Origin of the sequence: Devosia honganensis (assembly GCF_042648785.1) — a bacterium.
Lineage (GTDB): Bacteria > Pseudomonadota > Alphaproteobacteria > Rhizobiales > Devosiaceae > Devosia > Devosia honganensis.
Genome location: NZ_JBHRYD010000015.1, coordinates 45122 through 69859, shown reverse-complemented (window position 1 = coordinate 69859; position 24738 = coordinate 45122). Strand labels below are relative to the sequence as shown.

22 protein-coding genes are annotated in these 24738 nt (G+C 63.9%); 14 read left to right on the top strand and 8 right to left on the bottom strand.

What is annotated here, in order from left to right; translation table 11 throughout:
• Positions 1 to 13: 13 nt before the first annotated feature.
• The 4 genes from ACFOOL_RS15330 (at position 14) to ACFOOL_RS15315 (ending at position 3192) form a co-directional block, all read left to right on the top strand.
• Positions 14 to 1015: a Gfo/Idh/MocA family protein gene (locus ACFOOL_RS15330; RefSeq protein WP_380098178.1), complete on the top strand. Its 1002-nt coding sequence runs from the start codon at positions 14 to 16 to the stop codon at positions 1013 to 1015.
• 9 nt (positions 1016 to 1024) lie between these two features.
• Positions 1025 to 2068 carry a Gfo/Idh/MocA family protein gene (locus ACFOOL_RS15325; RefSeq protein WP_380098177.1) on the top strand — a complete coding sequence of 348 codons (1044 nt, stop codon included), beginning with the start codon at positions 1025 to 1027 and terminating at the stop codon, positions 2066 to 2068.
• Between the two features lie 54 nt (positions 2069 to 2122).
• Complete coding sequence (locus ACFOOL_RS15320; RefSeq protein WP_380098175.1) at positions 2123 to 2869, top strand: SDR family NAD(P)-dependent oxidoreductase; 747 nt, start codon at positions 2123 to 2125, stop codon at positions 2867 to 2869.
• A gap of 65 nt (positions 2870 to 2934) precedes the next feature.
• A complete protein-coding gene (locus ACFOOL_RS15315; RefSeq protein ID WP_380098174.1) occupies positions 2935 to 3192 on the top strand; it encodes a hypothetical protein in 258 nt (85 codons plus the stop codon).
• Here the strand turns inward: ACFOOL_RS15315 and ACFOOL_RS15310 are convergent.
• The 4 genes from ACFOOL_RS15310 to ACFOOL_RS15295 are packed head-to-tail and all read right to left on the bottom strand — an operon-like array spanning position 3189 to position 7364.
• Positions 3189 to 4166: a sugar phosphate isomerase/epimerase family protein gene (locus ACFOOL_RS15310; RefSeq protein ID WP_380098173.1), complete on the bottom strand. Its 978-nt coding sequence runs from the start codon at positions 4164 to 4166 to the stop codon at positions 3189 to 3191. The genes ACFOOL_RS15315 and ACFOOL_RS15310 overlap by 4 nt on opposite strands.
• On the bottom strand, positions 4163 to 5659 hold the full coding sequence (locus ACFOOL_RS15305) for an FGGY family carbohydrate kinase (RefSeq protein WP_380098171.1): 1497 nt from the start codon (positions 5657 to 5659) through the stop codon (positions 4163 to 4165). Before ACFOOL_RS15305 ends, ACFOOL_RS15310 begins: the two co-directional genes overlap by 4 nt.
• Positions 5656 to 6612 carry a transketolase family protein gene (locus ACFOOL_RS15300; protein ID WP_380098170.1) on the bottom strand — a complete coding sequence of 319 codons (957 nt, stop codon included), beginning with the start codon at positions 6610 to 6612 and terminating at the stop codon, positions 5656 to 5658. Before ACFOOL_RS15300 ends, ACFOOL_RS15305 begins: the two co-directional genes overlap by 4 nt.
• Complete coding sequence (locus ACFOOL_RS15295; RefSeq protein WP_380098311.1) at positions 6609 to 7364, bottom strand: transketolase; 756 nt, start codon at positions 7362 to 7364, stop codon at positions 6609 to 6611. The genes ACFOOL_RS15300 and ACFOOL_RS15295 overlap by 4 nt, the downstream gene beginning before the upstream one ends.
• A gap of 536 nt (positions 7365 to 7900) precedes the next feature.
• Between ACFOOL_RS15295 and ACFOOL_RS15290 the strand changes: the two genes are divergently transcribed.
• Positions 7901 to 8740, top strand: coding sequence for a DeoR/GlpR family DNA-binding transcription regulator (locus ACFOOL_RS15290; RefSeq protein ID WP_380098169.1), 840 nt, complete (start codon positions 7901 to 7903; stop codon positions 8738 to 8740).
• A 60-nt stretch (positions 8741 to 8800) separates the two neighbouring features.
• On the opposite strand, the gene ACFOOL_RS15285 is transcribed toward ACFOOL_RS15290, so the two are convergent.
• Positions 8801 to 9700 (bottom strand): nucleoside hydrolase, encoded by a 900-nt coding sequence (locus ACFOOL_RS15285; protein ID WP_380098168.1) that lies wholly within the window; start codon positions 9698 to 9700, stop codon positions 8801 to 8803.
• 402 nt (positions 9701 to 10102) lie between these two features.
• On the opposite strand from ACFOOL_RS15285, the gene ACFOOL_RS15280 reads away from it, so the two are divergent.
• The 5 genes from ACFOOL_RS15280 (at position 10103) to ACFOOL_RS15260 (ending at position 15911) form a co-directional block, all read left to right on the top strand.
• Complete coding sequence (locus ACFOOL_RS15280; protein WP_380098310.1) at positions 10103 to 11398, top strand: extracellular solute-binding protein; 1296 nt, start codon at positions 10103 to 10105, stop codon at positions 11396 to 11398.
• Between the two features lie 127 nt (positions 11399 to 11525).
• On the top strand, positions 11526 to 12425 hold the full coding sequence (locus ACFOOL_RS15275) for a carbohydrate ABC transporter permease (protein ID WP_380098167.1): 900 nt from the start codon (positions 11526 to 11528) through the stop codon (positions 12423 to 12425).
• A complete protein-coding gene (locus ACFOOL_RS15270; protein ID WP_380098166.1) occupies positions 12422 to 13297 on the top strand; it encodes a carbohydrate ABC transporter permease in 876 nt (291 codons plus the stop codon). The genes ACFOOL_RS15275 and ACFOOL_RS15270 overlap by 4 nt, the downstream gene beginning before the upstream one ends.
• 14 nt (positions 13298 to 13311) lie before the next feature.
• Positions 13312 to 14841: a DUF5060 domain-containing protein gene (locus tag ACFOOL_RS15265; RefSeq protein WP_380098309.1), complete on the top strand. Its 1530-nt coding sequence runs from the start codon at positions 13312 to 13314 to the stop codon at positions 14839 to 14841.
• 11 nt (positions 14842 to 14852) lie between these two features.
• Entirely contained in the window at positions 14853 to 15911 is a 1059-nt protein-coding gene (locus ACFOOL_RS15260) for an ABC transporter ATP-binding protein (RefSeq protein WP_380098165.1), read from the top strand.
• A gap of 13 nt (positions 15912 to 15924) precedes the next feature.
• On the opposite strand, the gene ACFOOL_RS15255 is transcribed toward ACFOOL_RS15260, so the two are convergent.
• The 3 genes from ACFOOL_RS15255 to ACFOOL_RS15245 form a co-directional block, all read right to left on the bottom strand.
• On the bottom strand, positions 15925 to 16926 hold the full coding sequence (locus ACFOOL_RS15255) for a LacI family DNA-binding transcriptional regulator (RefSeq protein ID WP_380098164.1): 1002 nt from the start codon (positions 16924 to 16926) through the stop codon (positions 15925 to 15927).
• 34 nt (positions 16927 to 16960) lie between these two features.
• Positions 16961 to 17839 (bottom strand): 2-hydroxy-3-oxopropionate reductase, encoded by an 879-nt coding sequence (locus ACFOOL_RS15250; RefSeq protein ID WP_380098308.1) that lies wholly within the window; start codon positions 17837 to 17839, stop codon positions 16961 to 16963.
• Between the two features lie 79 nt (positions 17840 to 17918).
• Positions 17919 to 18977 (bottom strand): LacI family DNA-binding transcriptional regulator, encoded by a 1059-nt coding sequence (locus tag ACFOOL_RS15245; RefSeq protein ID WP_380098163.1) that lies wholly within the window; start codon positions 18975 to 18977, stop codon positions 17919 to 17921.
• Between the two features lie 378 nt (positions 18978 to 19355).
• Between ACFOOL_RS15245 and ACFOOL_RS15240 the strand changes: the two genes are divergently transcribed.
• Genes ACFOOL_RS15240 through ACFOOL_RS15225 form a run of 4 tightly spaced genes read left to right on the top strand, consistent with a single transcriptional unit; the run spans position 19356 to position 24664 of the window.
• Entirely contained in the window at positions 19356 to 20495 is a 1140-nt protein-coding gene (locus tag ACFOOL_RS15240) for an ABC transporter permease (RefSeq protein ID WP_380098162.1), read from the top strand.
• The gene (locus ACFOOL_RS15235; protein WP_380098161.1) at positions 20492 to 21529 is read left to right on the top strand and encodes an ABC transporter ATP-binding protein; all 1038 of its coding nucleotides are present in this window, start codon (positions 20492 to 20494) and stop codon (positions 21527 to 21529) included. The genes ACFOOL_RS15240 and ACFOOL_RS15235 overlap by 4 nt, the downstream gene beginning before the upstream one ends.
• Before the next feature lie 35 nt (positions 21530 to 21564).
• Complete coding sequence (locus ACFOOL_RS15230; protein ID WP_380098307.1) at positions 21565 to 22572, top strand: ABC transporter ATP-binding protein; 1008 nt, start codon at positions 21565 to 21567, stop codon at positions 22570 to 22572.
• Complete coding sequence (locus ACFOOL_RS15225; RefSeq protein WP_380098160.1) at positions 22562 to 24664, top strand: alpha-amylase family protein; 2103 nt, start codon at positions 22562 to 22564, stop codon at positions 24662 to 24664. Before ACFOOL_RS15230 ends, ACFOOL_RS15225 begins: the two co-directional genes overlap by 11 nt.
• Positions 24665 to 24738: the final 74 nt, after the last annotated feature.

Here is a 24738-nt window from a genome sequence, read left to right as displayed (position 1 = left end):
GGGGAGGGAAACGATGTCGCAATTGCGCATGGGGGTGATCGGCCTGGGCTGGTTCGGCGAGATCCACGCCGAAACCATCATGGGAATCCCCAATATCAAGCTGGAGGCGCTGTGCACCCGCACGCCGGATCGCCTTGCCGAGCAGGGCAGGAAATTCGGCGTCACCAAGCTCCATGCCGATTACCACGACTTGCTGGCCGATCCGGACATCGATGCCGTCTCCATCTGCACGATGTGGGACCAGCACACCGCGCCGGCCATCGCCGCGCTCGAGGCCGGAAAGCACGTGTTCCTGGAAAAGCCCATCGCCTCCACCGTCGAGGATGCGGCACGGATCGTCGCGGCGGCGAAAGCATCGAAGGGCATCCTCTTCATCGGGCATGTCGTGCGTTTCAATCCGCGTTATCGCATGGCCAAGCAGGCCATCGACGAGGGCCGTATCGGCAGGATCGTGGCGCTGAGCTCGCGCCGCAACATCCCGGCGGCCTGGACCCCGACGATTCTGGAGAAGATCGGACCCATCGTGGGCGATGCCATCCACGACACCGACATCATGCTGTGGCTGACCGGGGACCGCATCGTTTCGGCCTATGCGCAGACGGTCGACGTGCGCGGGCTCAAACATCCCGATATCGGCCAGACCATGTTCCGCTTCGCCGGCGGCGCCACCGCCACCCTCGAAACGGTCTGGTGCATGCCCGAAAAGACCCCGTTCGACATTGACGAGCGCATGTCGATCATCGGCACGGAAGGCATCATCCATATCCAGGACACGTTCCCGAACCTGGCCATTGTCGATGGCGACAAGCTGCATAGTCCCGACACGACCTATTGGCCGATGTTCGACGGCGTGCGGGGCGGGGCGCTGCGGGATGAATTCGTCTATTTCGCCGGCAAGGCGCTGGCCGGCGAGCAGCCCGACATCGGCAGGCCGGAAGATGCGGCGGCGGCGCTGGAAGCCTGCCTCGCCGCCGAGGAATCGGCCCGCGCCGGCACTGTCATTCGCATCGGTTAGGAGGTGGAAATGAGCGATTTGCGCGTACTCGTGGTTGGTCTGGGCAATATGGGCATGAGCCATGCCATGGCCTATACGCGGATCGAGGGTTTCGAGGTGGTGGGCGTGTGCACCCGCAATATCGACAAGGTCGAGTTGCCCGACGCCCTGGAGGGTGCTGCCCGCTACAAGGATTTCGAGACGGCCCTGGCCGAGCTCAAGCCCGACGTAGTCTCGATCAACACCTTGCCCGACACCCATGCCCCCTTCGCTATCAAGGCGATGGAGGCAGGGGCTCATGTGTTCGTTGAAAAACCGATGGCGCTGACCGTGGCCGATGCGGAAAAGGTGGTCGAGACCGCCAATCGCACCGGCCGCAAGCTGGTGATCGGCTATATCCTGCGCCAGCATCCGAGCTGGGTGAAGTTCATCGAGATCGCCCGCGAACTGGGCACGCCGCTGGTGTTCCGCATGAACCTCAACCAGCAGTCCAACGGCGAGACCTGGGACTGGCACAAGCGCCTGATGGACAGCTTCCCGCCCATCGTCGATTGCGGCGTGCATTATGTCGACGTCATGTGCCAGATGACCGACGCCAGGCCCATCAAGGTGCATGCCATCGGCGCCAAGCTCACCGATGAGGTCGCCAAGAACAATTATGGCATGCTGCAGGTGCAGTTCGACGATGGCTCGGTGGGCTGGTACGAGGCCGGCTGGGGACCGATGGTCAGCGAAACCGCCTTCTTCGTGAAGGATGTGTTCGGCCCCAAGGGCTCGGTCTCCATCGTCATGGCCGAAACGGCCGGGGAGGTGAAGTCCGACGACATCAACGCCCATACCAAGACCAATCAGATCCTGCGGCACTATGCCGACATGTCGCGGCCGGACGAGCGGATCGACATGACCGACGAGCCGGACCACGACGATCTGTGCGAACGCGAGCAGCGCTACCTGCTCGAGGCCATTCGCGAGGATATCGACCTGACCGATCATATGCGCGATGGCGTCGACAGCCTGCGCATAGTTTTGGCGGCGGACGAATCCATCCATAGTGGCCAGGTGGTTCATCTCTAGGATCGGGCGCCGCTCCCTTCCGGGCGGCGCCGGTCTTCTTTCGGGAGCGTTTTCGTGAATTCCATCGATCTCAAAGGCCAGGTCGCCGTCGTCACCGGAGGCGCGCAGGGGCTGGGTTTCGCCATGGCGCAGCGCATTCTCCAGTCGGGGGCGCAAGTGAGCCTGTGGGACCGCGATGCGGCGGCGCTGGAGGCGGCGGTCGCAGCGCTGGGGAAGGGGGCGTCGAGCCAGACGGTCGACATCACCGATCTGGACGGGCTCGCCCGGGCGCATGCGGCGGTCGAAGCGGAAACCGGGCCGGTCTCGATCCTGGTCAATTCCGCCGGCATTGCGGGCTCCAACGCGCCGCTCGACGATTATGATCCGGACGAATGGCGGCGCGTGGTCGAGATCAATCTCAACGGCACCTTCTATGTGAACAAGGTGGTGGTGCCCGCGATGAAGGCCCGCAATTACGGACGCATCGTCAACATCGCCTCGGTGGCCGGCAAGGAGGGCAATCCCAACCTCGCCGCCTATTCCGCCGCCAAGGCCGGCGTCATCGGGCTCACCAAGTCGCTGGGCAAGGAATTGGCCAAATACGACATCGCGGTCAACGCCATCACGCCGGCGACCGCCAAGACGCGCATCCTCGAGACGCTGACCGAGGAATTCATCGAATACATGCTGGTCCGCATCCCGCGCGGCCGTTTTCTCGAACTGGACGAAGCCGCGGCGATGGTCGCCTGGCTGGTTTCCAAGGAGAACAGTTTTACCACCGCCTCGGTCTTCGACCTGTCCGGCGGCCGCTGCACCTATTAGAGCCTTTCATCGTCAGGCGAACCAGATCCCGGGCACCATGTCATGCCGGCCTCGAGCCGGCATCCATGCTGAAGGCCATCAACTCCCACCAGCGCGCGTGGGAAAAGATCGCGTTTCAATCAGAACGTAAAACCATCCACACACGTCACCACCCGGTTTATCCGGGTGGTCCACGCTTTTTGCGCCAAGGATGGATTGCCCGGACAAGCCGGGCAATGACGGCGGTGAGAGGCCGCTTCCTTCAAACTGAAATGCTCTATCTGTTTATTATCGCAACGGATTCGTCCCAAAACCACTTCGCACTTTTGGGTCCGATGCTCTAAAACGAGCTGAACAGGGCCTTCTGGGCGATCTTGAGCGCGGCGATGGCGTCGTGCCTGCTCTGGGCCTCTTTAAGCGCTTCGATATCGAGCACGTCGAGGCCGCGGCCGGCGGCCTTGAGGAAGTCGATGGCGTGATTGGCCGTCTCGACGCTGTCCTCGCGGAAGGGGAACTGGTCGAGCTGCCAGACGCCTTCCCATTTGTTCTTCTTCAGCACGTAGAAAAACTCGAACAGCTCGATGGGGTGGAGGCTGCCGGCGACGAGGTCGTCGTCCCAGGAGCGGTAATTGTCATTCACGTCCATGCCGAACAGGCGCCCGTAGTCGATGGCGAGCTGGGCGCTGTCGGCTGCCGATTCCCCGCCCATGATGGCATGGCCGAAATCGAGCAGGATGCCGATATTGGGCAGGCCGATCTTCTCGATGCCCAGAAGCGTACGGGCGACCGAGCCGAAGCTCATGCGCACGCGCGGCTCGCGCGGCTTGTATTCAATGACGAATTTGAGGTCCGGATTCTCGCTGGCCAGTTGGCCCACGCCATCGAGCGAATGCTGCCAGAGCGTGCCGTAATCGACCTGGAAGGGATAGTCCCAGCCGTCCTGGCCGGGCCAGAGCTTGACATAATCGGCGCCGAAATAGCGGACCTGCTCGCAGGCTTCGGTGACTAGCTCATGGGTGCGGCGGCGCACGCCCGGGTCGGGATTGGTGAACGAGCCCTTGGTGAAGTCGCGCGTGTAGATTTCCGGCGTGATGCCGATGACGCCCAGCTTGTTGCGATCGAGCGCTTCCTTGATCTGGGCGTTGGAAAAGTCGCCGCCGAAAAACGGATAGTTGATGTCCACGACCGAGAGGTCGCGGACCTGTCCGGCCAGGTCGATCGCCTCGATGACGCTGCGGGGCTCGCCATAGCCGTCGGTGGCATAGCGGTCGAGATAGGTGGCGAAATGCCAGATGCCGGCGCCGAAACGCTGGGTCATGAGTGTCCTCCTGTTGTCGAGCCATTGGCGGTCTCGGTGAGTGTCTGGGCGATGGCGCGGCGCCAGCGCGACAGATGCGATTGCCGGTCGGCGTCCTCGATTTCGGGCCGGAAACGGTGCTGGGCTTGCGCCATCTGCATCTCTTGCCCCAGCCCCGAAAAGGCCAAAGCGGCCGCGCCCAGCGCGCTGACCTCGGCGGCGGCGGCGGTTTCCACCGGCCGGCCGATGAGGTCGGCCTGGAACTGCATGAGAAAACCGTTGCGCGAGGCGCCGCCATCGGCGCGCAATTCCGCGAAGGGGATGCCGATATCCTGTTCCATGGCGGAAAACACGTCCGCCACCTGAAAGGCGATGGCTTCCAGCGCCGCCCGGGCCAGATGGGCGGGCCTGGTGCCCAGCGTGAGACCGGTCACCAGCCCGCGGGCATCGGCGCGCCAATGGGGAGCGCCCAGCCCCACGAGGGCCGGCACGAAAGCGACGCCGTTGCTGTCCGGCACCGATCGGGCAAGCGCCGAAAGGGCGGCGGCGTCCTCGAGGCCCAGCATGTCCGCCATGAAGGCGGCCGCCTGCCCGGAAACCGAGATATTGCCCTCGAGCGCATAGGCAGGGCCGTCCGCCGTGCTCCAGGCGATGGTGCTGGATATGCCGTGGTGCGACAGCACCCGCTCCCGCGTCAGCGCCATCAGCGAGGTGCCGGTGCCATAGGTGGCCTTGACCGTTCCGGGTCCGCGCACGCCATGGCCGTAAAGCGCGGCGTGGGAATCGCCGATCATGGCGTGGATGGGAATGCCTGGGGGCAGGGCGCCGATACTGGCCGCTATTCGTCCGAATTCGGCATTGGAGGGGCGGATTTCGGGCAGCAGCGAGAGCGGCACGTCAAAGAGGCGGGCCAGCTCTTCGTCCCATCGCAGCGCCGCGGTGTCGAAAAGCTGGGTGCGCGAGGCGTTGGAATGGTCGGTGGCGTGGACCTTGCCGCCGGTCAGCGTCCATAAAAGCCAGCTATCCACGGTCCCCGCGCGCAGCCTGCCGGCATCGGCGCGCTCGCGGGCGCCCTCGACATTGTCGAGCAACCAGGCGATCTTGGCGGCCGGGAACAGCGGATCGAGAGCAAGGCCGGTCTTTCGCTCGATGGTTTTGCCGTGGCCGTCCGCCCGCAGCTTTTCGCATGCAGGAGCCGAACGACGACACTGCCAGATGATGCAGGGGCCGATCGGCTCGCCCGTTTCCGCATCCCAGACCACGATGGATTCGCGCTGGTTGGAAATCGCCACGGCGACGATGTCCTCGGTCGCGCCGGCCGCTGCTTCGGCAATGACCGCAAGAACCCCCTCCACGAGCGCCGTCGCCGATTGTTCGGCCCAGCCGGGCTGCGGATAGCTGACCGTGTTGGGAGTGGAGGCCTGGCGCAGAATCTCGCCGCGGGCGTCGACCAGCAACGCCTTGGTGTTGGTCGTGCCCTGGTCGATGGCAAGAACTACGCCGTTCGCCGTCATTTCTTGCGTGCCACCGTCTGGCGCACGGCCTCGGCGATGCCGGCTTCGGTCAGCCCGAAACGCTCCATCAGCCAGCTTGCCGATCCGGTCGGCAGGAAGCCGGGAAAGCCCATGATGCGCATCGGCACCGGATCGTTGGCGGTCACCACTTCGGCCACCGCGCCGCCCAACCCGCCGCGCACGGAATGCTCTTCCACGGTGACGATGGCGCCGGTTCCGGCCGCATCGAGAATGGCAGCCTCGTCCAGCGGATTGACGGTGGCCATATTGACCACCCGCACCGACAGTCCTTCGGCGGCGAGGGTTGTCGCGGCCGCCACGGCGCGGTGCACCATGGTGCCGTTGGCGATGATGGCGGCGTCCGTGCCCTCGACCAGGGTTTCGGCCTTGCCGATCTCGAAGCGCGCCTCGGCCCGCTCGAGCGCCGGCACCGGCATGCGGCTGACGCGGACGAAGACCGGGCCGTCCATGGCCGCCGCGGCGCGGATCGCCTGCTCGGTCTGCCAGGGATCGGCCGGCACGATCAGCACCAGATCATTGAGCACGCGCAGCCAGGCCAGATCCTCGATGGAATGGTGGGTGGGGCCCAGCTCGCCATAGGCGACGCCGCTCGACTGCCCGATCAGCTTCACGTTCACATTCGAATAGACGATGTCGGCCTTGACCTGTTCGAGCGCGCGGGCGGTGAGGAAGCAGGAGGCGGCGGAGACGAACGGCACCTTGCCGCCATTGGCGAGGCCCGCGCCGACCGCCACCAGCGTCTGTTCGGCGATGCCGACATTGACCATGCGTTCGGGAAATTTCTCCCGGAAGCCGCCCAGCTTGGAGGAGCCCACACTGTCGCTCACCACGGTGACGATGCGGGGATCGGCCTCGGCCAGCGCCTCTATCGTGGCGGCGAAACTGTCGCGGCAATCGAAATAAAGGTCATTTTTCGGGGCAGCAGCGCTCATCGGACCAGTTCCGCCATTGCTTGTTCGTATTGTTCCTTGTTGGGGACGCCGTGGTGCCACACGACATTGTCGTGCATGAAGCTGACGCCCTTGCCCTTATAGGTGTTGGCGATGACGCAGAGCGGCTTGCCGCGCCCCCGGGCAGGGGCGGAGAGCACGGCCAGCAATTGCGCGGGGTCGTGCCCGTCCACCATTTCCACATGCCAGCCGAAGGCGCGCCATTTGTCGTCGAGCGGGTCGAGCGAGGCGGTGTCCTCGGTGCGGGCGCCCTGCTGCAGCCGGTTCCGGTCGACGATCAGGGTGAGGTTTTCGAGCCCGCGATGGCCGGCAGTGAGGGCGGCTTCCCAATTGCTGCCTTCCTGCAATTCACCGTCGCCGGTGAGCACGAAGGTGCGATAGTCCGCCTTGTCCATCTGCCCGGCGATGGCGATGCCCACCGCGACCGGCAGGCCGTGCCCGAGTGGGCCGGTATTGGTCTCCACCCCCGGCAGGTAGTTGCGGTTGGGGTGGCCGTTCAGCATGGAGAGCGGCTCCATATAGGTCTTGAGGTCCGCTTCCGGAAAATAGCCGGCGGCGGCCAGCACGGCATAGAAGGCGCCGGTGCAGTGCCCCTTGCTCATGACGAAGCGGTCGCGCCCGGGGTCGTCCGGCGTTTCGGGGTCGTGGCGCAGCACGCCGAAATACAGCGTCGCCAGAATGTCGGCCGCGCTGAAATCCCCGCCGGGATGCCCCTGCCGGGCCTCATAAACCATCTGGAAGCTGCGGCGGCGAATCCACAATGCGCGGTCGGCTATGGTGGCAACGAGATCGTTGCGGAGAGTTGGCGCAGGTGTAGTCACTTGGATTTCCTCTGGCGCTGGGTCCTGGCTCGTGTCGGAGCTTGCGCACAGGCTAGCCGCAACGCTTTCACCCTGCAACGAGAATATTTTCGATTTTTACGTTTTTCTGCTGTCCGGTGCAAAGGCCGGTTTTACAAGGGATTCGGCGAAGCCTGGCATTGACAAGCCTGGGCCGGGTGCTGCACAAGCAGTTAAATCGAAAATAATCGCAATGATCCAGAACGAAGGGTGATGGAGAGCGCTGTTTTTCTCTCCGGGATCGCAAGTGGCGTCGATGGGCGGAGCGGGCGACGAAAGGGCGGGCGGGGCGTCCAGAATTCTGCAAATCTGCCATCAAAAGACTTGCGATCGTGGCGGCGGTGGTGCTCGATCGTCAGCGGGCGCGGGATTGTCGCACATGCCCGGCAGGGATAGAGACCGAATTTACATCACCGCAGGAGGACAAGGCATTGGCCGTTACCAGGGCGATCAGCGACGCGCCGGCCCGCAAGGGGCGCAAATCGGTCAACGATGCGCGGCAGAACCTGCTCGCCGAGCCGCGCCGGATGAAGATACTCGAATGGCTGCAGGAAGAAGGCAGCGCGCGGGTTCGCGATCTTTCGCAGGCTTTCGCGGTTTCCGAAGCGACGATCCGGCAGGATCTCGAGCGGCTCGACCAGGACGGCTTCGTGGTGCGCGAGCATGGCGGGGCCTATCTGAAATCGGTGCCGCAGCAGGTGCAGTCCATGTCGTTGCAGCACCTGACCAATATGGATCGCAAGAAGCGCATCGGCCGCGCCGCCGCCGCGCTGGTGAGCAATGGCGAGACCATCATCCTCGATTCCGGCTCGACCACCACCGAAATCGCCAATAATCTCACCGCTCATCAGAACCTGAACGTGATCACCAATGCGATCAATATCGCGCTGACGCTCGGGGCGCTGCCGAGCATGACGGTGCATTTGTCCGGCGGGCAGTTCAAGGCCCCGACATTGTCGGTGACGGGCGAGAAATCGGGCGATTTCTTCAACGGCATCTTTGCCGAAAAGCTGTTCCTGGCCACCGCCGCCGTCTCCTTCGAGGCGGGCCTGACCTTTCCGGCCATGGCCGATCTTTACGTCAAGCGGGCCATGATCAAGGCCTCCTCCAAGGTATATCTGGTGGCCGATAGCACCAAGATCGGCCGCACCTCCTTCTCCTCGCTCGGCCCCATCGACATGATCGGCGCCTTCATCACCGATGAAGGCATCGCCGACGAGGACCGCGCCGAATTCGAAAAGCGCGGCATCGAGGTCATCATCGCCCGGTGATATCGCGCTTTGCATGAGGATCCGGTGAGGCACCGGATCCCCTGTCATGGCAACGAAAGGCTAGCCGAAATTGGCCAGTTCGTGCACGCCGCGGTGGAAGCGGGCGAGCTTGGCGTAGAAGTCCTCCAGAATGTAGCGGACGTCGATCGAGTCATAGACCTTGATCGGGCGGTTCTGGCCGGTGTGGACATAGTGCATTTGCGGCGAGAATTCGGGTGCCGGCCGCCAGTCGGAGACGCCGCCCAGCGGGTTGAGGATCACCGACAGCGCCGGCGTATCGCCGAGCGAGCGGTGCTCGATGGGGCCCTGGTGAACGCGCAGATTCCAGTCGATCAGCTGATCCACCAGATATTTGCCGATCGCGCCCTTGTCCTCGCAGCGTTCGCGCAGTTCGGCATAGCTCACCGACATCATGCGATAGACGGTCGAGGGGATCTGCCAGACCTGCACGTTGGAGCGCATCACCACATTGGCTGCGGCGATGTCGTTCATCAGGTTGAATTCGCGCCCGCCGGACGGCCAGACGCCGCCGCCGATCCATACGCAGACGATGTTGCGCTCGTTGAGGCGGGGCTCCATGAGGATGGCCGAGGCCATGTCGGTCAATGGCCCGAGAAAGGCGACGTGCAGCGGGCGGTCGTCATCGCTCATAGCCTGGTCGATGATCATCTGCGCGCCGGGCGAAGGCACGGGCGTGTTTTCGTCGGGCAGGGCGGTGGCGGCGCCGTTGGCGACGGGAATGCGGCCGGACAGGTCCATCAGGGTCAGTAGATGCTCGATCTCGTCGCGGCTGTCCTGCATCGAGGTCTTGGAGCGATGGTCGCCGAAATGGGCGGCGATGATGCCGTGGAAATCGAAGGTCGGCGTCAGCAGCGCCTGCACGATGGTGAACTGATCGTCCGCCTCGTTCTTGGCGTCGGTGTTCAGGATGAGCCGGGCGCGCTTTTCACGTGGAAGCACAATGTTTTCCTTTTGATCATGAGGATGAGGGTCGCAAGGCTGGGCACCGGAGCTCCGTCCTCCCGAGCGACGGTGCCTGCCGGAGGAGGCTAGCGGCGGGGTGCGCGCCCGACAACAAGAAAATTTTTGTTCACATCCGTAACGAGAAAGTTCCGTAGATTTCATCTGGGAACTTCTGCACGGCCCTGGAATCGATCTGTCCAATGCCCCGCTGAGCGCCGGATTTCCGCAGTTAAGCTCTTTGGATCGCTATGCTTTTCCGGCGTGCTGTCGCTGATGCCATCGGGTGGTTTCCGGTCGGTCGCCCGGCGGTTTTTCGTTCCTTCCCGCGTGAAGGCTTTGGTCGATATCTCATTGTTCGTCGAAAAACGAAAACAATTGACAATGATCGGTAGCGCTTGCATGGTCGGGAGCGTGGAGAATGACAATCCCGCCAGGAGGACTCAAAAAGTGACCAAAATTGCACGGGCGCTGGCCTGCACCACCGCCCTTACCTGTCTGGTCGTCCCTGCGCTTGCGCAGGACCAGCAGTTGACGATCTGGACCATCAGCTATCAGGCCGACGCCCAGGTGAATGCGCTCAAGCGCGCGGAGGAGGCGTTCGAGGCGAGTCATCCCGGCGTGGACGTGGAAATCGTCATGCGCGGGGTGGACGAGCACAAGACGGCGCTGCGCGTCGCCGCCGGCTCCGATTCCGGGCCCGATATCTATATGAGCTGGGCCGGGCTCGGCCTGGGCGGCGAATATGTGAAGGCGGGCCTGAGCGCCGACATGTCGGAATATTACGACCAGTATGGCTGGTCGGAGCGGCTCTCGGCTCCTTCGCTGGCCTTCAACAGCGCCTTTGCCGAAGGCAAGCACGGCATTCCGTTCCGCTTCTCGGGCGAGGGCCTCTATTACAACAAGGCCCTGTTCGACGAGGCCGGCATCACCGAAGTGCCCACCACCTATGACGAACTGGTCGAGGTGGCCGAGCAGCTCAAGCAGGCCGGCATCGCCCCGATCACCTTCGGGGGCACGGTCAACTGGCACGTGATGCGCCTCATGGACATGCTGCTCGAGGCGAAGTGCGGCGCCGAGACCAACGATGCGCTGATGGGCATGCAGGCGGACTGGAACACCACGCCCTGCGCCACGGAAGCCTTCGCCGAACTGCAGAAGTGGGGCGCGGACTATATCCTCTCGCCCTTCATGGGGATCGACGAGGCCCAGTCCAACCAGCTCTATTATGCCGGCCGCGCCGCCATGGCGCTGCAGGGAGACTGGTTCGTCAACCAGCTCGACGAGAACACCGACGATCTGGATAATTTCGGCGTCTTCGAGCTGCCCACGGGCACGGACCGGCTCTATGGCTTTGCCGAATACTGGTACATCGCCGCCAGGGCGGACGATCCGGATCTGGCCGCCGAATTCCTCGACCTGTTCACCTCGGACGAGTTCCAGGACCAGATCAAGGGTGCCTTCGGGGCCCTGTCGGTGAACGTCAATGTCGAAGTGGCGGACGACGCTCCGGCCATGTATGGCGATTGGGTGGAGCTGTTCCGCAACGCCAAGGGCACCTTCGTCAATGGCGACCAGGCCTTCCCGCTCGATGTCACCACCGAATATTTCCGTGTCATCAACGAGGTGGTCACCGGTAATATGGAGCCGGCCGCCGGTGCCGCGGCCATGCAAACCTTCATCGATAATCTCGGCTAAGGCTGCACGGCGGGCAGCGAGGTGGGCGGGATCGCACAATCCTCCGCCCGCTCTCGCGGCAATGCGAGCATAGAGGGTCCGCGGCGATTTCGTGCGTCGCGGACCCCGTTTCCACCGGACCTGGAACATGACACCAACCAAACCGTTCAGTTCGCCCAAGACCCAGGCCGTCGTGCTGATGGGCCCGGCTATCGCGGTCTATGCGATATTCGCGATATGGCCGATCATCGAAGTGATCACGCTGAGCTTCCAGAGCTGGAACGGGCTGACGCCCGACCGCGCCTGGGTCGGCCTCGATAATTACCGGCGCATCTTCACCGAGGACCCGGTGTTCTGGATCGCCTTCCGCAATACGGTGATCTGGACGGTTCTGTCGGTCATTTTCCCGCCCGTCATGGGCCTGCTGCTGGCGCTGGGGCTCAATGAGAAGCTGTTCGGCCGGGTGCCGCTGCGGGCCATCTATTACCTGCCCGTCATCATCGCCCCCATCGCGGTGGCCACGATGTGGCGCTGGATGTACGATCCCTTTTTCGGCCTCTTCAACCAGGTGCTGACCTCCTGGGGCCTGACCGGGCTCATCCAGGACTGGCTGGGCGACCGCAATGTCGCGCTCTATTCGATGTTCGTCGCCTATACCTGGCAGCATGTGGGCTTTTCCATGGTGCTGTTCCTGGCCGGATTGCAGAATGTCGACCGCTCGCTGGTCGAGGCCGCGCGCATCGACGGGTGCAATCGGTGGCAGGTCTTCGTGCACGTGACCCTGCCGGCGCTGATGACCACCATCACCATCGTGCTGGTGCTCTCCACCATCTCCTCGCTCAAGGCCTTCGACATCGTCTACGGCATGACCGGCGGCGGTCCGGCCCAGTCCACCCAGATGCTGGCGCTGTGGGCGTTCGTGCAATCCATGCAGATCTTCAATTTCGGCAGGGGCTCGGCCATCTCGGTCATCCTGCTGCTGGTTACGCTGGTGATCGTCATTCCGTATCTGCGGTGGTCGCAACGGCGAGAGGAGACTTCGCGATGACTGTCGCAACTTCGCAAATCGCGCTCGAGGACGCGCCCATCCGGCGCCGCGACCCGCTGCTGATCGTGCTGTGGATCGTGCTGGTCGCGGTGGCGGTGATCTGGGTGGCCCCCTTCGTCTTCATCGCCTTTACCTCGCTCAAGACCAATCCCGAGATCATGTCCACCTCGGCCTTCGCGCCGCCGGAGGAATTGCAGTTCCAGAATTTCGCCGGCGCCTGGGAGCGCGGGAATTTCTCGACCACCTTCCGCAACAGCTTCATCATCACGCTGGTCAAGGTGCCGCTGGGGCTGCTGCTCTCGGCCATGGCCGCCTATGCGCTGGCGCGGATCGATCTGGGCCGGATCGGCAAGTTCCTGCTGGTCTTCGTGCTGTTCGGCGCGATGATCCCGTTCCAGGTGATGCTGGCGCCGATCTTCACGCTGGTGAACGGCATGGGCCTCATCAACACCTATCCGGGGGTGATCCTGCCCTATCTGGCGTTCGGGGTGCCCTATCAGGTCTTCATCCTGCACGGCTTCTTCAAGGCGGTGCCCAAGGAGCTTTCCGAGGCGGCCCTGATCGACGGGGCCTCGCACTTCACCGTGTTCAGGCGGATTTTCCTGCCGATTTCCCTGCCGGTGCTGGCGGCGCTGCTGATCCTCGATTTCGTGTCGACCTGGAACGAATTCGCCATGGCCCTCGTGCTGCTGCAGGACCAGAAAATGTGGACGCTGCCGCTCGGGCTGATGTCCTTCCAGGGCCAGTTCTCGCGGGACTATGCCCAGCTCAACGCGGCCATCGTCATGACGGTGTTCCCCGCCATCCTCGTTTACATGATTTTTCAGCGGTACTTCGTGAGCGGGCTCACGTCGGGCGCGGTGAAAGGGTAAGTCAGTTGTCAGACATGCAGTTTTCCAGCACCACCGTCGCGGTCTGGGACGTCTTCGAAGTTTCCGCCTCCGGTCCCGCCGCCGGCAATCCCTATCTGGACGTGACGGTGGAGGCGACCTTTTCGCTCAATAACCGCCTCGTGCGGGTCTGGGGCTTTTACGATGGCGAGGGGATTTATCGCGTCCGCTTCTGCCCGGACACGGAGGGGGAATGGCGCTTCCGCATCCATTCCAGCGCCCCCGAGCTCGACGGCCTCGAAGGCGGCTTCACCGCCACGCCGGCGCGGGAAGGGGTGCGCGGCCCGGTCCGGGTCCGCAACCAGTTCCATTTCGCCTATGCGGATGGCACGCCCTATCTGCCCTTCGGCACCACCTGCTACGCCTGGACGCACCAGGAGCCGGCGCTGCAGGAACAGACCCTCGAAACGCTGGCCGCGGGTCCCTTCAACAAGATCCGCATGGGCATCTTTCCCAAGGATTATATCTACAATACCAATGAGCCGCTGCACGACGTGTTCGAGCGCGACGCCGCTGGCAGCCACGACATGGACCGGCCCAATTTCGAATGTTTCCGGCACTTCGACCGGCAGGTCGCGCGCCTCGGCGACATGGGCATCGAGGCCGACATCATCCTCTTCCACCCCTATGACCGCTGGGGCTATTGCACCATGTCGGAGGAGCAGGATTTCCGCTATCTGCGCTATGTCGTCGCCCGGCTTTCGGCCTATCGCAATGTCTGGTGGTCGCTGGCCAACGAATACGACTTCCTGCTCGACACCAAGCCGCTGAGCCGCTGGGACAGGTTCTTCCACATCATCGAGGAAGGCGACCCGCTCCGGCATCTGCGGTCGATCCACAATGGCGACGTGGAGAAAAACTACGACCACCGCCAGCCCTGGGTCACTCATGTGTGCATCCAGAACTGGGACGTGAAGAAGACCCAGGACTGGCGCAACGCCTATGGCAAGCCGGTGGTCAACGACGAGCCCGAATATGAGGGCGATATCCCCAAGCTCTGGGGCAATATCGACGCGCATACGCTGGTGGACCGCTATTGGCAGACGCTTTGCCGGGGCGGCTATATCGGCCATGGCGAAACCTATATGCACCCGGAGGACGAGCTCTGGTGGTCCAAGGGCGGCGTTCTGCGGGGCGAGGCCCCGGCGCGCATCGCCTTCGCCCGCCGGATTTTCGAGGATGGCGTGACCAATGGCTTCGAGCCGCTCCGCGCGCTCAGCGACAGTTTTCACCTGCGCATTTCGGGGGTGGGCGACGGGGATGTCCGCATCATCTATTTTTCCGAGCATCAGCCGGCCGAATTTGCCGAAGGCCTGCCGGAGACCGATGGCGATTGGGAGATCGACCTCATCGACGTCTGGAACATGACGGTCACGCCGCTCGAGAAAGCCGAGTTGCCCAAGGTGCATCCGCAAAGGGTGACCGGCGGGGCCACGGTCTCGAACCGGCCCGACGCGGCCTTCGGCATCAGGCTGCCGGGCAAACCCTATCAGGCCGTGCGCGTCCGCGCCCGCCGGGCACAGTAGGAGGCCGGATCATGGCTCCAGTTTCGATACAGAGCGTGCGCAAGAGCTATGGCGCGCAACAGGTCATCCACGGCGTCGATATCGACATCGCCGATGGTGAATTCGTCATTCTCGTGGGCCCGTCCGGATGCGGCAAGTCCACCCTGCTCAGGATGATCGCCGGCCTCGAGGATATTTCCCAGGGCCGCGTCGAGATCGGCGGGCGGGTGGTCAACGCGCTTTCGCCCAAGGACCGGAACATCGCCATGGTGTTCCAGAACTACGCCCTCTATCCGCAGATGACCGTGGCGCAGAACCTGGCGTTTTCGCTGGAGATCGCCGGCGTGAAGAAGCCGGAGATCCGCCGCAAGGTCGAGGAGGCGGCGGAAATCCTCAGCCTCACGCCGCTCCTGGGCCGCAAGCCCTCGCAGCTTTCCGGCGGCCAGCGCCAGCGCGTCGCCATGGGCCGCGCCATCGTGCGCGATCCGGACGTGTTCCTGTTCGATGAGCCCCTGTCCAATCTCGATGCCAAGCTGCGGGTGCAGATGCGCGCCGAGATCAAGGCGCTGCACCAGCGGCTGGGATCGACCATCGTTTACGTCACCCACGATCAGATCGAGGCGATGACCATGGCCGACAAGATCGTGGTGATGAATGCGGGGCGGGTGGAGCAGTTCGGCTCGCCGCTGGATCTGTACGACCGGCCCGCCAACATGTTCGTCGCCGGCTTCCTGGGTTCCCCGGCGATGAATTTCGTCCACGGCACCGCCGAAGCCGACGGCCTGCGGCTGGCCGACGGCACGCTGCTGCAGGCGGGCGGCCTTCCCGCCGGGGGGCACGGCCGCAAGCTGGTCTACGGCATCCGCCCCGAACATCTCCAGCTCGTCGCCGAAGGCGGCCACGAGGCGCTTGTGGTGCTGGTCGAGCCGACCGGCGCGGAAACCCATGTCGTGCTCGACGTAGCCGGCAACGAGATGACCGGCGTGTTCAAGGACCGCCTCGATGTCCGCCCCGGCCAGACCCTGCGCATCGGCTTCGCCCCGGGCAAGGGGCACCTGTTCCTCGAGGAGGACGGACGCCGGATCGAATGAGCCGCCGGTCGGCTCAGGCCCGGGGCGCGCTGGCCGTCGTGCCGCGCACCACCAGCTCGGGCGCCAGGCCGATCCGCTGGGGGGAGAGCGCGTGCATCGGCCCGCTCGAGCCGAGGCGCGCCAAAAGCAGGTTCATGCCGACCGCCCCCATCTGGTGGTGAGGCACCTTGACCGTGGTGAGAGCGGGGGAGGTGTGCTGGGCCACCACGTAATCGGCATAGCCGACGACCGAGGCGTCCTCGGGCACGCGCTGGCCCATGCGCATGAGTTCGGTGAGAACCGTGACGGCCACATAGTCGTTGCCGCAGAAATAGGCGGTCGGATGGAAACCCTGGCGGCGCAGGTTCGTATGCGCCTGTTCGAACTCTCCCGGCGCGTTGTCTTCCGAAAGCAATATTTCGCGCAGCTCCGTGTCCGCCACTTCGTTGATCTGCGCCGCGAAGCTCTCGAGCCGTACGGTGCGGCCGGGAAAGCCGGCCTTGCCGTGCACAAAGACGAATTTGCGATGCCCAAGAGCGAGAAGATGAAGCGCCACGGCCGCGGCGCCTTCCTCATCGGCGCCCGACACCTTGTCCATGGCATCGAGCGGCGGCAGAGGGCCGCCGATGCGCACGCAGGGCCTGCCGGAATCGCGGATGGCGGCGAGAATGGCGTCGTCGTGCGGCCCCAGCAGCATGAAGGCGTCGCAATTGCGGGCGAACTGGGCGATCGCCCTGGGGTCGTCGAGGCAGCGCACCGCCGTGTCGACATTGCGCCGGGCCCCCTCGATCTGTGCCCCCGCCTGAACCTTGGTCCACAATTCCCGATGCATGACGTTGGGGTCGTGGTAGAGGATTTCCACGGTCCGGCGGGTGACCGAGCGGGCAGGGGGCGTGTAGCCGAGCCGCTCGGCGAGCTCGACGACGGCGGCGCGCGTCGCCTCGCTCACCCCGGAATGCCCGTTCAGCGCCCGCGACACCGCGAATTTCGATATTCCCAGTTGATCGGCAATGGACTGAACGGTGACGCGCGCCATGGAAGCTCCGAATGCTCTTCCTGGCTTGTATACGCTAGTCCGGCGCGCGGGAAAGGTGGGCGATGGCCTCGATCAGGGCGGAGTGGTCCTTATCCCCAAGGCCGATGCCGACCGCGGCACTCATCAATTGCTGGATGAGGGCGGTTGCCGGCAGCGCCAGATCCATCGCCTTGGCGGCGTCGGCGGCCAGCGAAAGATCCTTGCGATGCAGCCGGATGCGGAAGCCCGGATCGAACGTCTCGTCGATCATTCGCTGCCCATGCACCTCGAGGATGCGGGAGGAGGCGAAGCCTCCCATCAGGGCCTCGCGTATCTTGGCCAGATCGGCGCCGGCCTCGCGGGCGAAGGTCAGCGCCTCGGCCACGGCGCCGATGGTGAGGCCGACGATGATCTGGTTGGCGACCTTGGCCGTCTGCCCGTCGCCATTGGCGCCGACATGGGTGATCGCCTTGCCCATCTTTTCGAGCAGGGGCAGGGCGCGGGCGAAATCTTCTTCGCTGCCGCCGGCCATGATGGTGAGCGCGGCGTTGCGCGCGCCCACTTCTCCGCCCGATACGGGTGCGTCGAGATATCCCACGCCTTCGGCCCGGAGCCGCTCTGCGAACTGCTTGGTCGCGACCGGCGATATCGAGCTCATGTCGATCACCAGCTTGCCGGGCGAGAGGCCTTCGGCCACGCCGTTGCTGCCGAACAGCACGTGCTCGACATCGGGCGTGTCGGGCAGCATGAGGATGACGATGTCGGCATTGGCGGCGACGGCCCTGGCGCTGTCAGCGGAAACGCCACCCTGGTCGACAAGGAACTGGCTGACCGGCTTAACCCTGTTGAGATAGACCTTCTGGCCGCTCGCAATGAGGTGCTGGGCCATCGGGCGTCCCATGACGCCCAGGCCGATGAATCCGATCATCTCGATCTCCCTTGTCGTTCCGCCGGCTCGCCGGCAAGTTTGGTCATGCTCGTCGTCCCGGCCGCTGCGACCGGAAGCTGCGCCATTATCGGACCCCGTTCGGGGAAAAGCTCGCCAGGCCGCGCAGCCGGCTCCGCCAGGATCGCGTCGAGGCCGGGCCGGACGACTGGCGTTCGACCAGCCGTGGCACGAGGCTGACCCGCTGTGGCGGCAATCCCTCGAATTCCGGGCTCATCGCCGCCCGGCCCAGCAGGATGCGGACGGCGGCGACCCCCATTTCGCGGTGCGGCATCCGCACGGTGGTCAATTGCGGAGAAATCTGGGTGGCGATGCCGTAATCGGCATGACCGATCACCGAAACGTCCTCGGGCACGCGCAGGCCCATGCGCATGAGTTCGGACACCACGGTCACGGCGACTCCATCGCTGCCGCAGAAGAAGGCGGTGGGTTCGAAATTGTCGCGGACCATGGCGAGCAGGGCGTCCCTGAGGTCGCTCGCCGCCTGGTCGTCGGCGAAGGACACTTCGCGCAGCACCATGTCTTCGATGGCGTCGATGGCTTCGGAAAAACCGCGCAGGCGGGCGAACCGGCCTGGGTAGCCCATGCGCCCATGCGCGTAGACTACGCGCCGGTGGCCCAGATCGGCCAGATAGCGGGCCACATAGACGCCGGCCTCGATGTCGGTGGCGCTGATCTGGTCGATCCGCAGCAGCGGGGGGACGATATGGTTCACCACCACGGCCGGTAACGGGCTGTTGCCGATGGCCTCGAACATTTCGGGGCTCTGCGGTCCGATCAGCACGAAGCCGGCCGTATTGGCCTCGAGGCGCTTGAGGATATTGGGGTTGTCGGTCCAGCGCACGGCCATGTTGTAGCCATTGCTGACGGCTTCGCTGTCCACTCCGCTCTGCACGTCGATCCAGAGTTCACGGCTCGCCACGGTGCGATCCTTGAAGATCACCTCCACGGTCTTGCCGACCACCGGTGTCCGGCGCCGATTCTGATAGCCCAGCTCGTCCGCGGCATTTTGCACGAGCAGCCTTGTCGTCTCGCTGACGCCGGACTTGCCGGTGAGGGCCCGCGAAACTGCGAATTTCGAGATGCCGAGATGGTCGGCGATGCTTTGAATGGTTACGCGAGACATGATCCGTACAATGGTACGTTCCTTCCAAACGCGGGTTTTGTTTGTTTGTTTTGTTATGTTGGTTCTGGCTGCGGTGTCAATGTGTTTTGCATTGAGATGGCAAACTAGGCACTCTTCTTCGTACTTTGTTATTATATGTCATTCTTAAAAATCTTTTATATACAAAGGGTTATGCGGAAAGTATCTCCGCAAGTGCAAGAATCCTGTTGATATCTGATACGAAACCGGCTTGACGTCTCACCCTCTCCGTGCTCATTGTTTGGCTAAATTGTTGCAAAACAAATGGCGCTACAAAACGCCGGCAACGAGGGAGGGGTGATCAGTGAAGCCGTGTGCTTGGTCAGCTTTGGTGCGCTTTTCGCGCCGTCTGAATGCGCCATGACGACGGCGGCCGAAGGGAGCCGGATCGTGCCGGATGCCGTGGCTGCGCCCGTCGGCATGGCGACGCAGCGCCAGTTGATCTGGATGAAGTTCACCGAGCATAAGCTGGCCGTCATCAGCCTGGTGGTGATCGGACTGATCTATCTCGTCGGCATGTTTTGCGAGTTCGTGGCGCCCAGAAGCCCCGATTATTACGATTCCGCCTATACCATGCTGGCGCCTCAGCCGCTGAAACTTTGGTACACCGATGAGGCCGGGCAGACCCATTTCGGGCTCCATGTCACCGGCTTTACCTCCGAGCGCGATCCGAACACCTTCAGGCGCGTCTTCGTCCCCGATGAGGACGTGCGTATTCCGGTGGGTTTCTTCGTCCAGGGCGAGGCCTACAAGCTCTTCAACCTGATCCCCGCCAATATCCACCTGATCGGGCCGGTCGATCCCAGCCAGCCTTTCTATCTTCTGGGCTCGGACCGGCTTGGCCGCGACGTTCTCAGCCGCGTGGTTTACGGCACCCGCATCTCCACCTCGATCGGCCTGATCGGCGTGGCGATCAGCCTGGTGCTCGGGGTGATCCTGGGTGGCATTTCGGGCTATTTCGGCGGCGGTATCGACAATTTCATCCAGCGCGTCATCGAGTTCATCATGTCGGTGCCCACCATCCCGCTGTGGATGGGGCTGGCCGCCGCCATTCCCGTCACCTGGTCGCCCATAGCGGTTTATCTGATCATCACCATGATCATCTCGCTGATCGGGTGGACGTCGCTGGCCCGCGAAGTGCGTGGACGGTTCATGTCCTGGCGCAACGAACCTTTCGTGGTCGCGGCGCGGCTCGACGGCACCAGCCAGATGACCATCATCCTCCGTCATCTCGTGCCGGGCTTCATCTCCCACATCATCGCCTCGGTGACGCTGGCCATCCCGGCGATGATCATCGCCGAAACCTCGCTCTCCTTCCTCGGCATCGGGTTGCGGCCCCCGGCCGTGAGCTGGGGCGTTCTGCTACAGGAAGCGCAGAACATCCGCTCGCTGGCGGAAGCGCCCTGGCTGCTGGCTCCCGGCGCCCTCGTCATCGTCACCATTCTCGCCCTCAACTTCCTGGGCGACGGCCTGCGCGACGCAGCGGACCCCTACCTATGACCGACAATCCCTTGCTCTCGATCCGTGGTCTCAAAGTGCAGTTTCCGCTGCGCGAAGGGCTGATCCGCGCTGTCGATGGCGTCGATGTCGACGCCCATTCGAGCAAGACGCTGTGCATCGTGGGCGAAAGCGGCTCGGGCAAGTCCATGCTGGCCCGCTCGATCCTGCAGATCGTGTCGGCGCCGGGCCGGGTGACCGAGGGGAAAATCCTGTTTACCCGGCCCGGCCAGCCAAGCGTCGACATTGCCGGGCTCGATCCCAAGGGCAAGCCGATCCGCGCCATTCGCGGCCGCGACATCGCCATGATCTTCCAGGAGCCGATGAACTCGCTCTCCCCCATCCACAGCGTGGGCAATCAGCTTGTCGAAAAGATATTGCTGCACCACAAGATCGGGAAGAAGGCCGCAATCGAGCGCGCCATCGGCGCTCTCGACAAGGTGGGCATCCCCAATCCGCGTCAGCGGATGGACAATTACCCGTTCGAGCTGAGCGGCGGCATGCGCCAGCGCGTGATGATTGCCATGGCCCTGGCCTGCGAGCCGGCGCTGCTGATCGCCGACGAGCCCACGACCGCGCTCGACGTGACCACCCAGGCCAATATTCTCGATCTTATCGCCGGCCTCCAGAAGGAGCTGGGGATGGGCGTGGTGTTCATCACCCACGATCTGGGCGTTGTCGCCGAGATCGCCGATGAGGTGGCGGTGGTCTATCTCGGCCGCGTGGTCGAGCGTGGATCGGTCGACGACATATTCTACAATCCGCAGCATCCCTACACGCTGGCATTGCTCGCCTCGATCCCCAAGCTGGGTGCGCGCCGCGCCCGCGGCCAGCGGCTTCATGCCATCGAGGGGATGGTGCCCCATCCGCTCGATCGCCCGGTGGGATGCCCGTTCCACACGCGATGCGCCGAGGCGCGGGCCGGCCTTTGCGACCGTGTCGATCCGGCGACGCTGGAATTGGAGCCCGCCCATTTCGTGGCCTGCCATATGCGCGATCCGTCCATCGTCAATTCCAGCGCCGAGGTGATCACGTGAGCGCCCATCTCGCCGATATCGGGGCCGAGCCGCTGATGCGGGTCAGGGATGTCAAGGTCCATTTCCCCATCAAGCGCGGCATTCTCAAGCGTACGGTCGGCCAGGTCCGCGCCGTCGATGGCATCAGCCTCGATATCAGGGCCGGCGAGACGCTGAGCATCGTGGGCGAAAGCGGCTGCGGCAAGACCACGTTCGGCCAAGCATTGGTGCGCGTGCTCGAGCCGACCCATGGGAGCATCGAATATTTCGGCGCAAACGGGCAGGGCACCGACATCGCCCATCTGGGCGAGACGGAACTGCGGCCCTACCGGTCCGACATCCGCATGATCTTCCAGGATCCTTTCGCCTCGCTCAATGCGCGCCGCCGGGTCATCGACATCATCGGGGAATCCCTGCGCAATTTCGGCGTCAGCGATGAGAGGGAAGTGGAGAGCCGCGTCGCCGCCATGCTGCGCAAGGTCGGTCTCCGCCCGGAATACATGAATCGCTTCCCCTATGCCTTTTCGGGCGGCGAACGCCAGCGCATCGGCATTGCCCGCGCGCTGGCTGTCCACCCCCGGCTGGTCGTGGCGGATGAATGCGTGTCCGCGCTCGACGTTTCCATCCAGGCTCAGACGCTCAACCTCATGCAGGACCTGCAGGAGGAGTTTGCGCTGACCTATGTGTTCATCAGCCATGATCTCAGCGTCGTCGAATATATCTCCGACCGCGTCGCGGTGATGTATGCCGGCCGGGTGGTCGAGCTCAGCGACACCGAAGCGCTGTTTGCGCGGCCGCGCCATCCCTATACGGCGGCGCTGCTGGCCGCCGTGCCGCGGCCGGACCCGCGCCGCGCAAGGACCGGTGCCGCCACGCGCCTTAAGGGCGAGGTCGCCGATCCGGCCAATCGTCCCACCGGCTGCGCCTTCCATCCGCGCTGTCCTTTCGCGACCGATCGTTGCCGCTCCGAGGAGCCGGAAATGCGTCCGGTCGGCGCCGCGATGGTCGCCTGTCACCATTCGGAAAAACTGGATCTCAAGGGAGTTACTGCCAATGCTGCATGAACAGGAATCGCGCTCTGCGGCTGCGACGGATACCAAGGACTGGTGGAAGCGGCCCTACCGCATGGTGCAGACCAATCTGCGCCAGCTCGATGCGCTTTACGACCAGAAGGCGCTTGCCCGCGAGGTCAAGGCGTTCGGCGCCGATGTGCTGCTCTACAATATCGGGGGCATCTACGCCTTTTACCCCACCGAACTCGAACTGCACGCCATCAACCCGCATATGAAGGGGGACGCCCTGGGCGACGCCATCGAGGCGGCGCATTCGGAAGGAGTGGCGCTGGTGGGCCGCTACGACATGTCCAAGGCGACGCGTCTCGGCTACGAAGCGCATCCGGAATGGTTCGTCCACAATGCAAGGGGCGAGGCGCTGGAATATAACGGCACCTATCAGGCTTGCGTGAACGGCGGCTGGTATCAGGACTATTCGCTGCAGATCATCTCCGAGTCGCTGGGGAAATACGATGTGGACGGCGTGTTCTTCAACATGTTCGGCTACACCAATTTCACCTATTCCGGGCACTATTTCGGCACCTGCGCCTGCGATAATTGCCGTCGTCGTTTCCACGACATGTATGGCAAGCCGCTTCCGCTCAAGGAGGATTTTTCCGATCCCTCCTATGCCGATTACCTCGAGTTCAAGGACCGCACCTCGCTCGAGCTGCGCTCGAAGGTCTATAAGCACATCAAGCAGGTGGCCCCCAGGGTAGCCATGACCGGCCATCGCGGCGACAGCGACCTCATCCGCATGGAAACGCAGCGCGCGGTGGATCGGCCACAGCCCGAATGGCCCTATCAGGCCGGCGAGCAGGCCCGTTGGGGGCAGGCCTATGGGCAGGGCAAGACGGTCTCCTCCACCTCCGCCAATTTCATCGATTTCGCCTGGCGCTTCGTCTCCGAAACCGGGGCCTACCAGTTGGTGCGCGCCGCCCAGCAACTCGCCAGCGGCGCGACGCTCGATTTCTATCTGCTGGGGGTGATGGATCAGGACGACAAATCGGCCTTTGCCGATACCTCGAAGCTCTTCCATTGGCACAAGGCCAATGAGGCGCACTATACCGGCCTCAAGCCGGCCTCCAAGGTCGCGCTCTATCACTCGCATGCCGTATCGGTCGGCCATGGTGCCGGGGGCTATGCCAAACGTACCGCCAGCGGCCACCTGGCCGAGGCTTCCTTCCGGGGGGCCTATCGCGCGCTTGCGGAAGCGCGCATTCCCTTCGACCTCGTGGTCGACGAGATCATCACTGGCGAGGGTGGCGACAAGGCGCTGGCGCAATACGACGCTCTCGTGCTGCCCAATGTCACCTGCATGTCGGATGCGGAAGCCAGGGTGATCGACGCCTGGGTCGAGGCCGGCGGTGTGCTGCTGGCGACCGGTGAAACCTCCCTTTACGACCAGAAGGGCGTGATGCGCGAGAAGCCGGCCCTGCGCAGCCTGCCGATTGCCGACCGCCCCATGCCGCGCCGCGACATGAAGGGGGCCTATTTCCGGGTCGCGCCGGGGGAACTGCCCATTGGCGACGACGTCAAGCTGCTCATGCTCGACCATACCTATTATGTGGCCGAGCCGACAGCAGGTGCCGAAACGGTTCTCACCCTGCTGCCGCCGCAGCGTTTCGGGCCGCCCGAACTGTGCTTTCCGGATTTCGAGAGCGAGATGCCCGGCGCCATCATCGGCGCTCACGGCAAGGGCAAGGCCATCTATGTGCCCTGGCACGCCGAGGCGCTCTATTACCGCGACAGCCTGCCCCACACCCGCACTTTCCTCGTCGATCTGGTGGCGCGCCATATCGCGCCGGCGCCGGCGAAAGTGGTGGGGCGCGGCTCGCTCGAGGTCACCGTGCAGAGCCAGCCCGCTACCGGCAAGGTTCTCGTTCACCTGGTCAACTATGGGGGCCAGCGGAACAATCTCTACGAGGATGCGCCGGCCCTGCACGATCTGCGCCTGGGCGTGCGTGCGGTGGAAGGCGCCGCCAACGCGCTGGTTTCGGGCAGCGTCATCGAGCCGGAAGGCCCGGCTGATGGGGATGGCTATGTCTGGTACGCGCTTCCGCCCGTCGGTGCCTTCGAGGCCATCCAGATCACCGGCAAGTAAGCGCCGGCGGAAAACGCCGGCATATCTCAGCGGGCGGCTCCGAAGCCGCCCAAGACAGTGAATGAAGGAGGAGA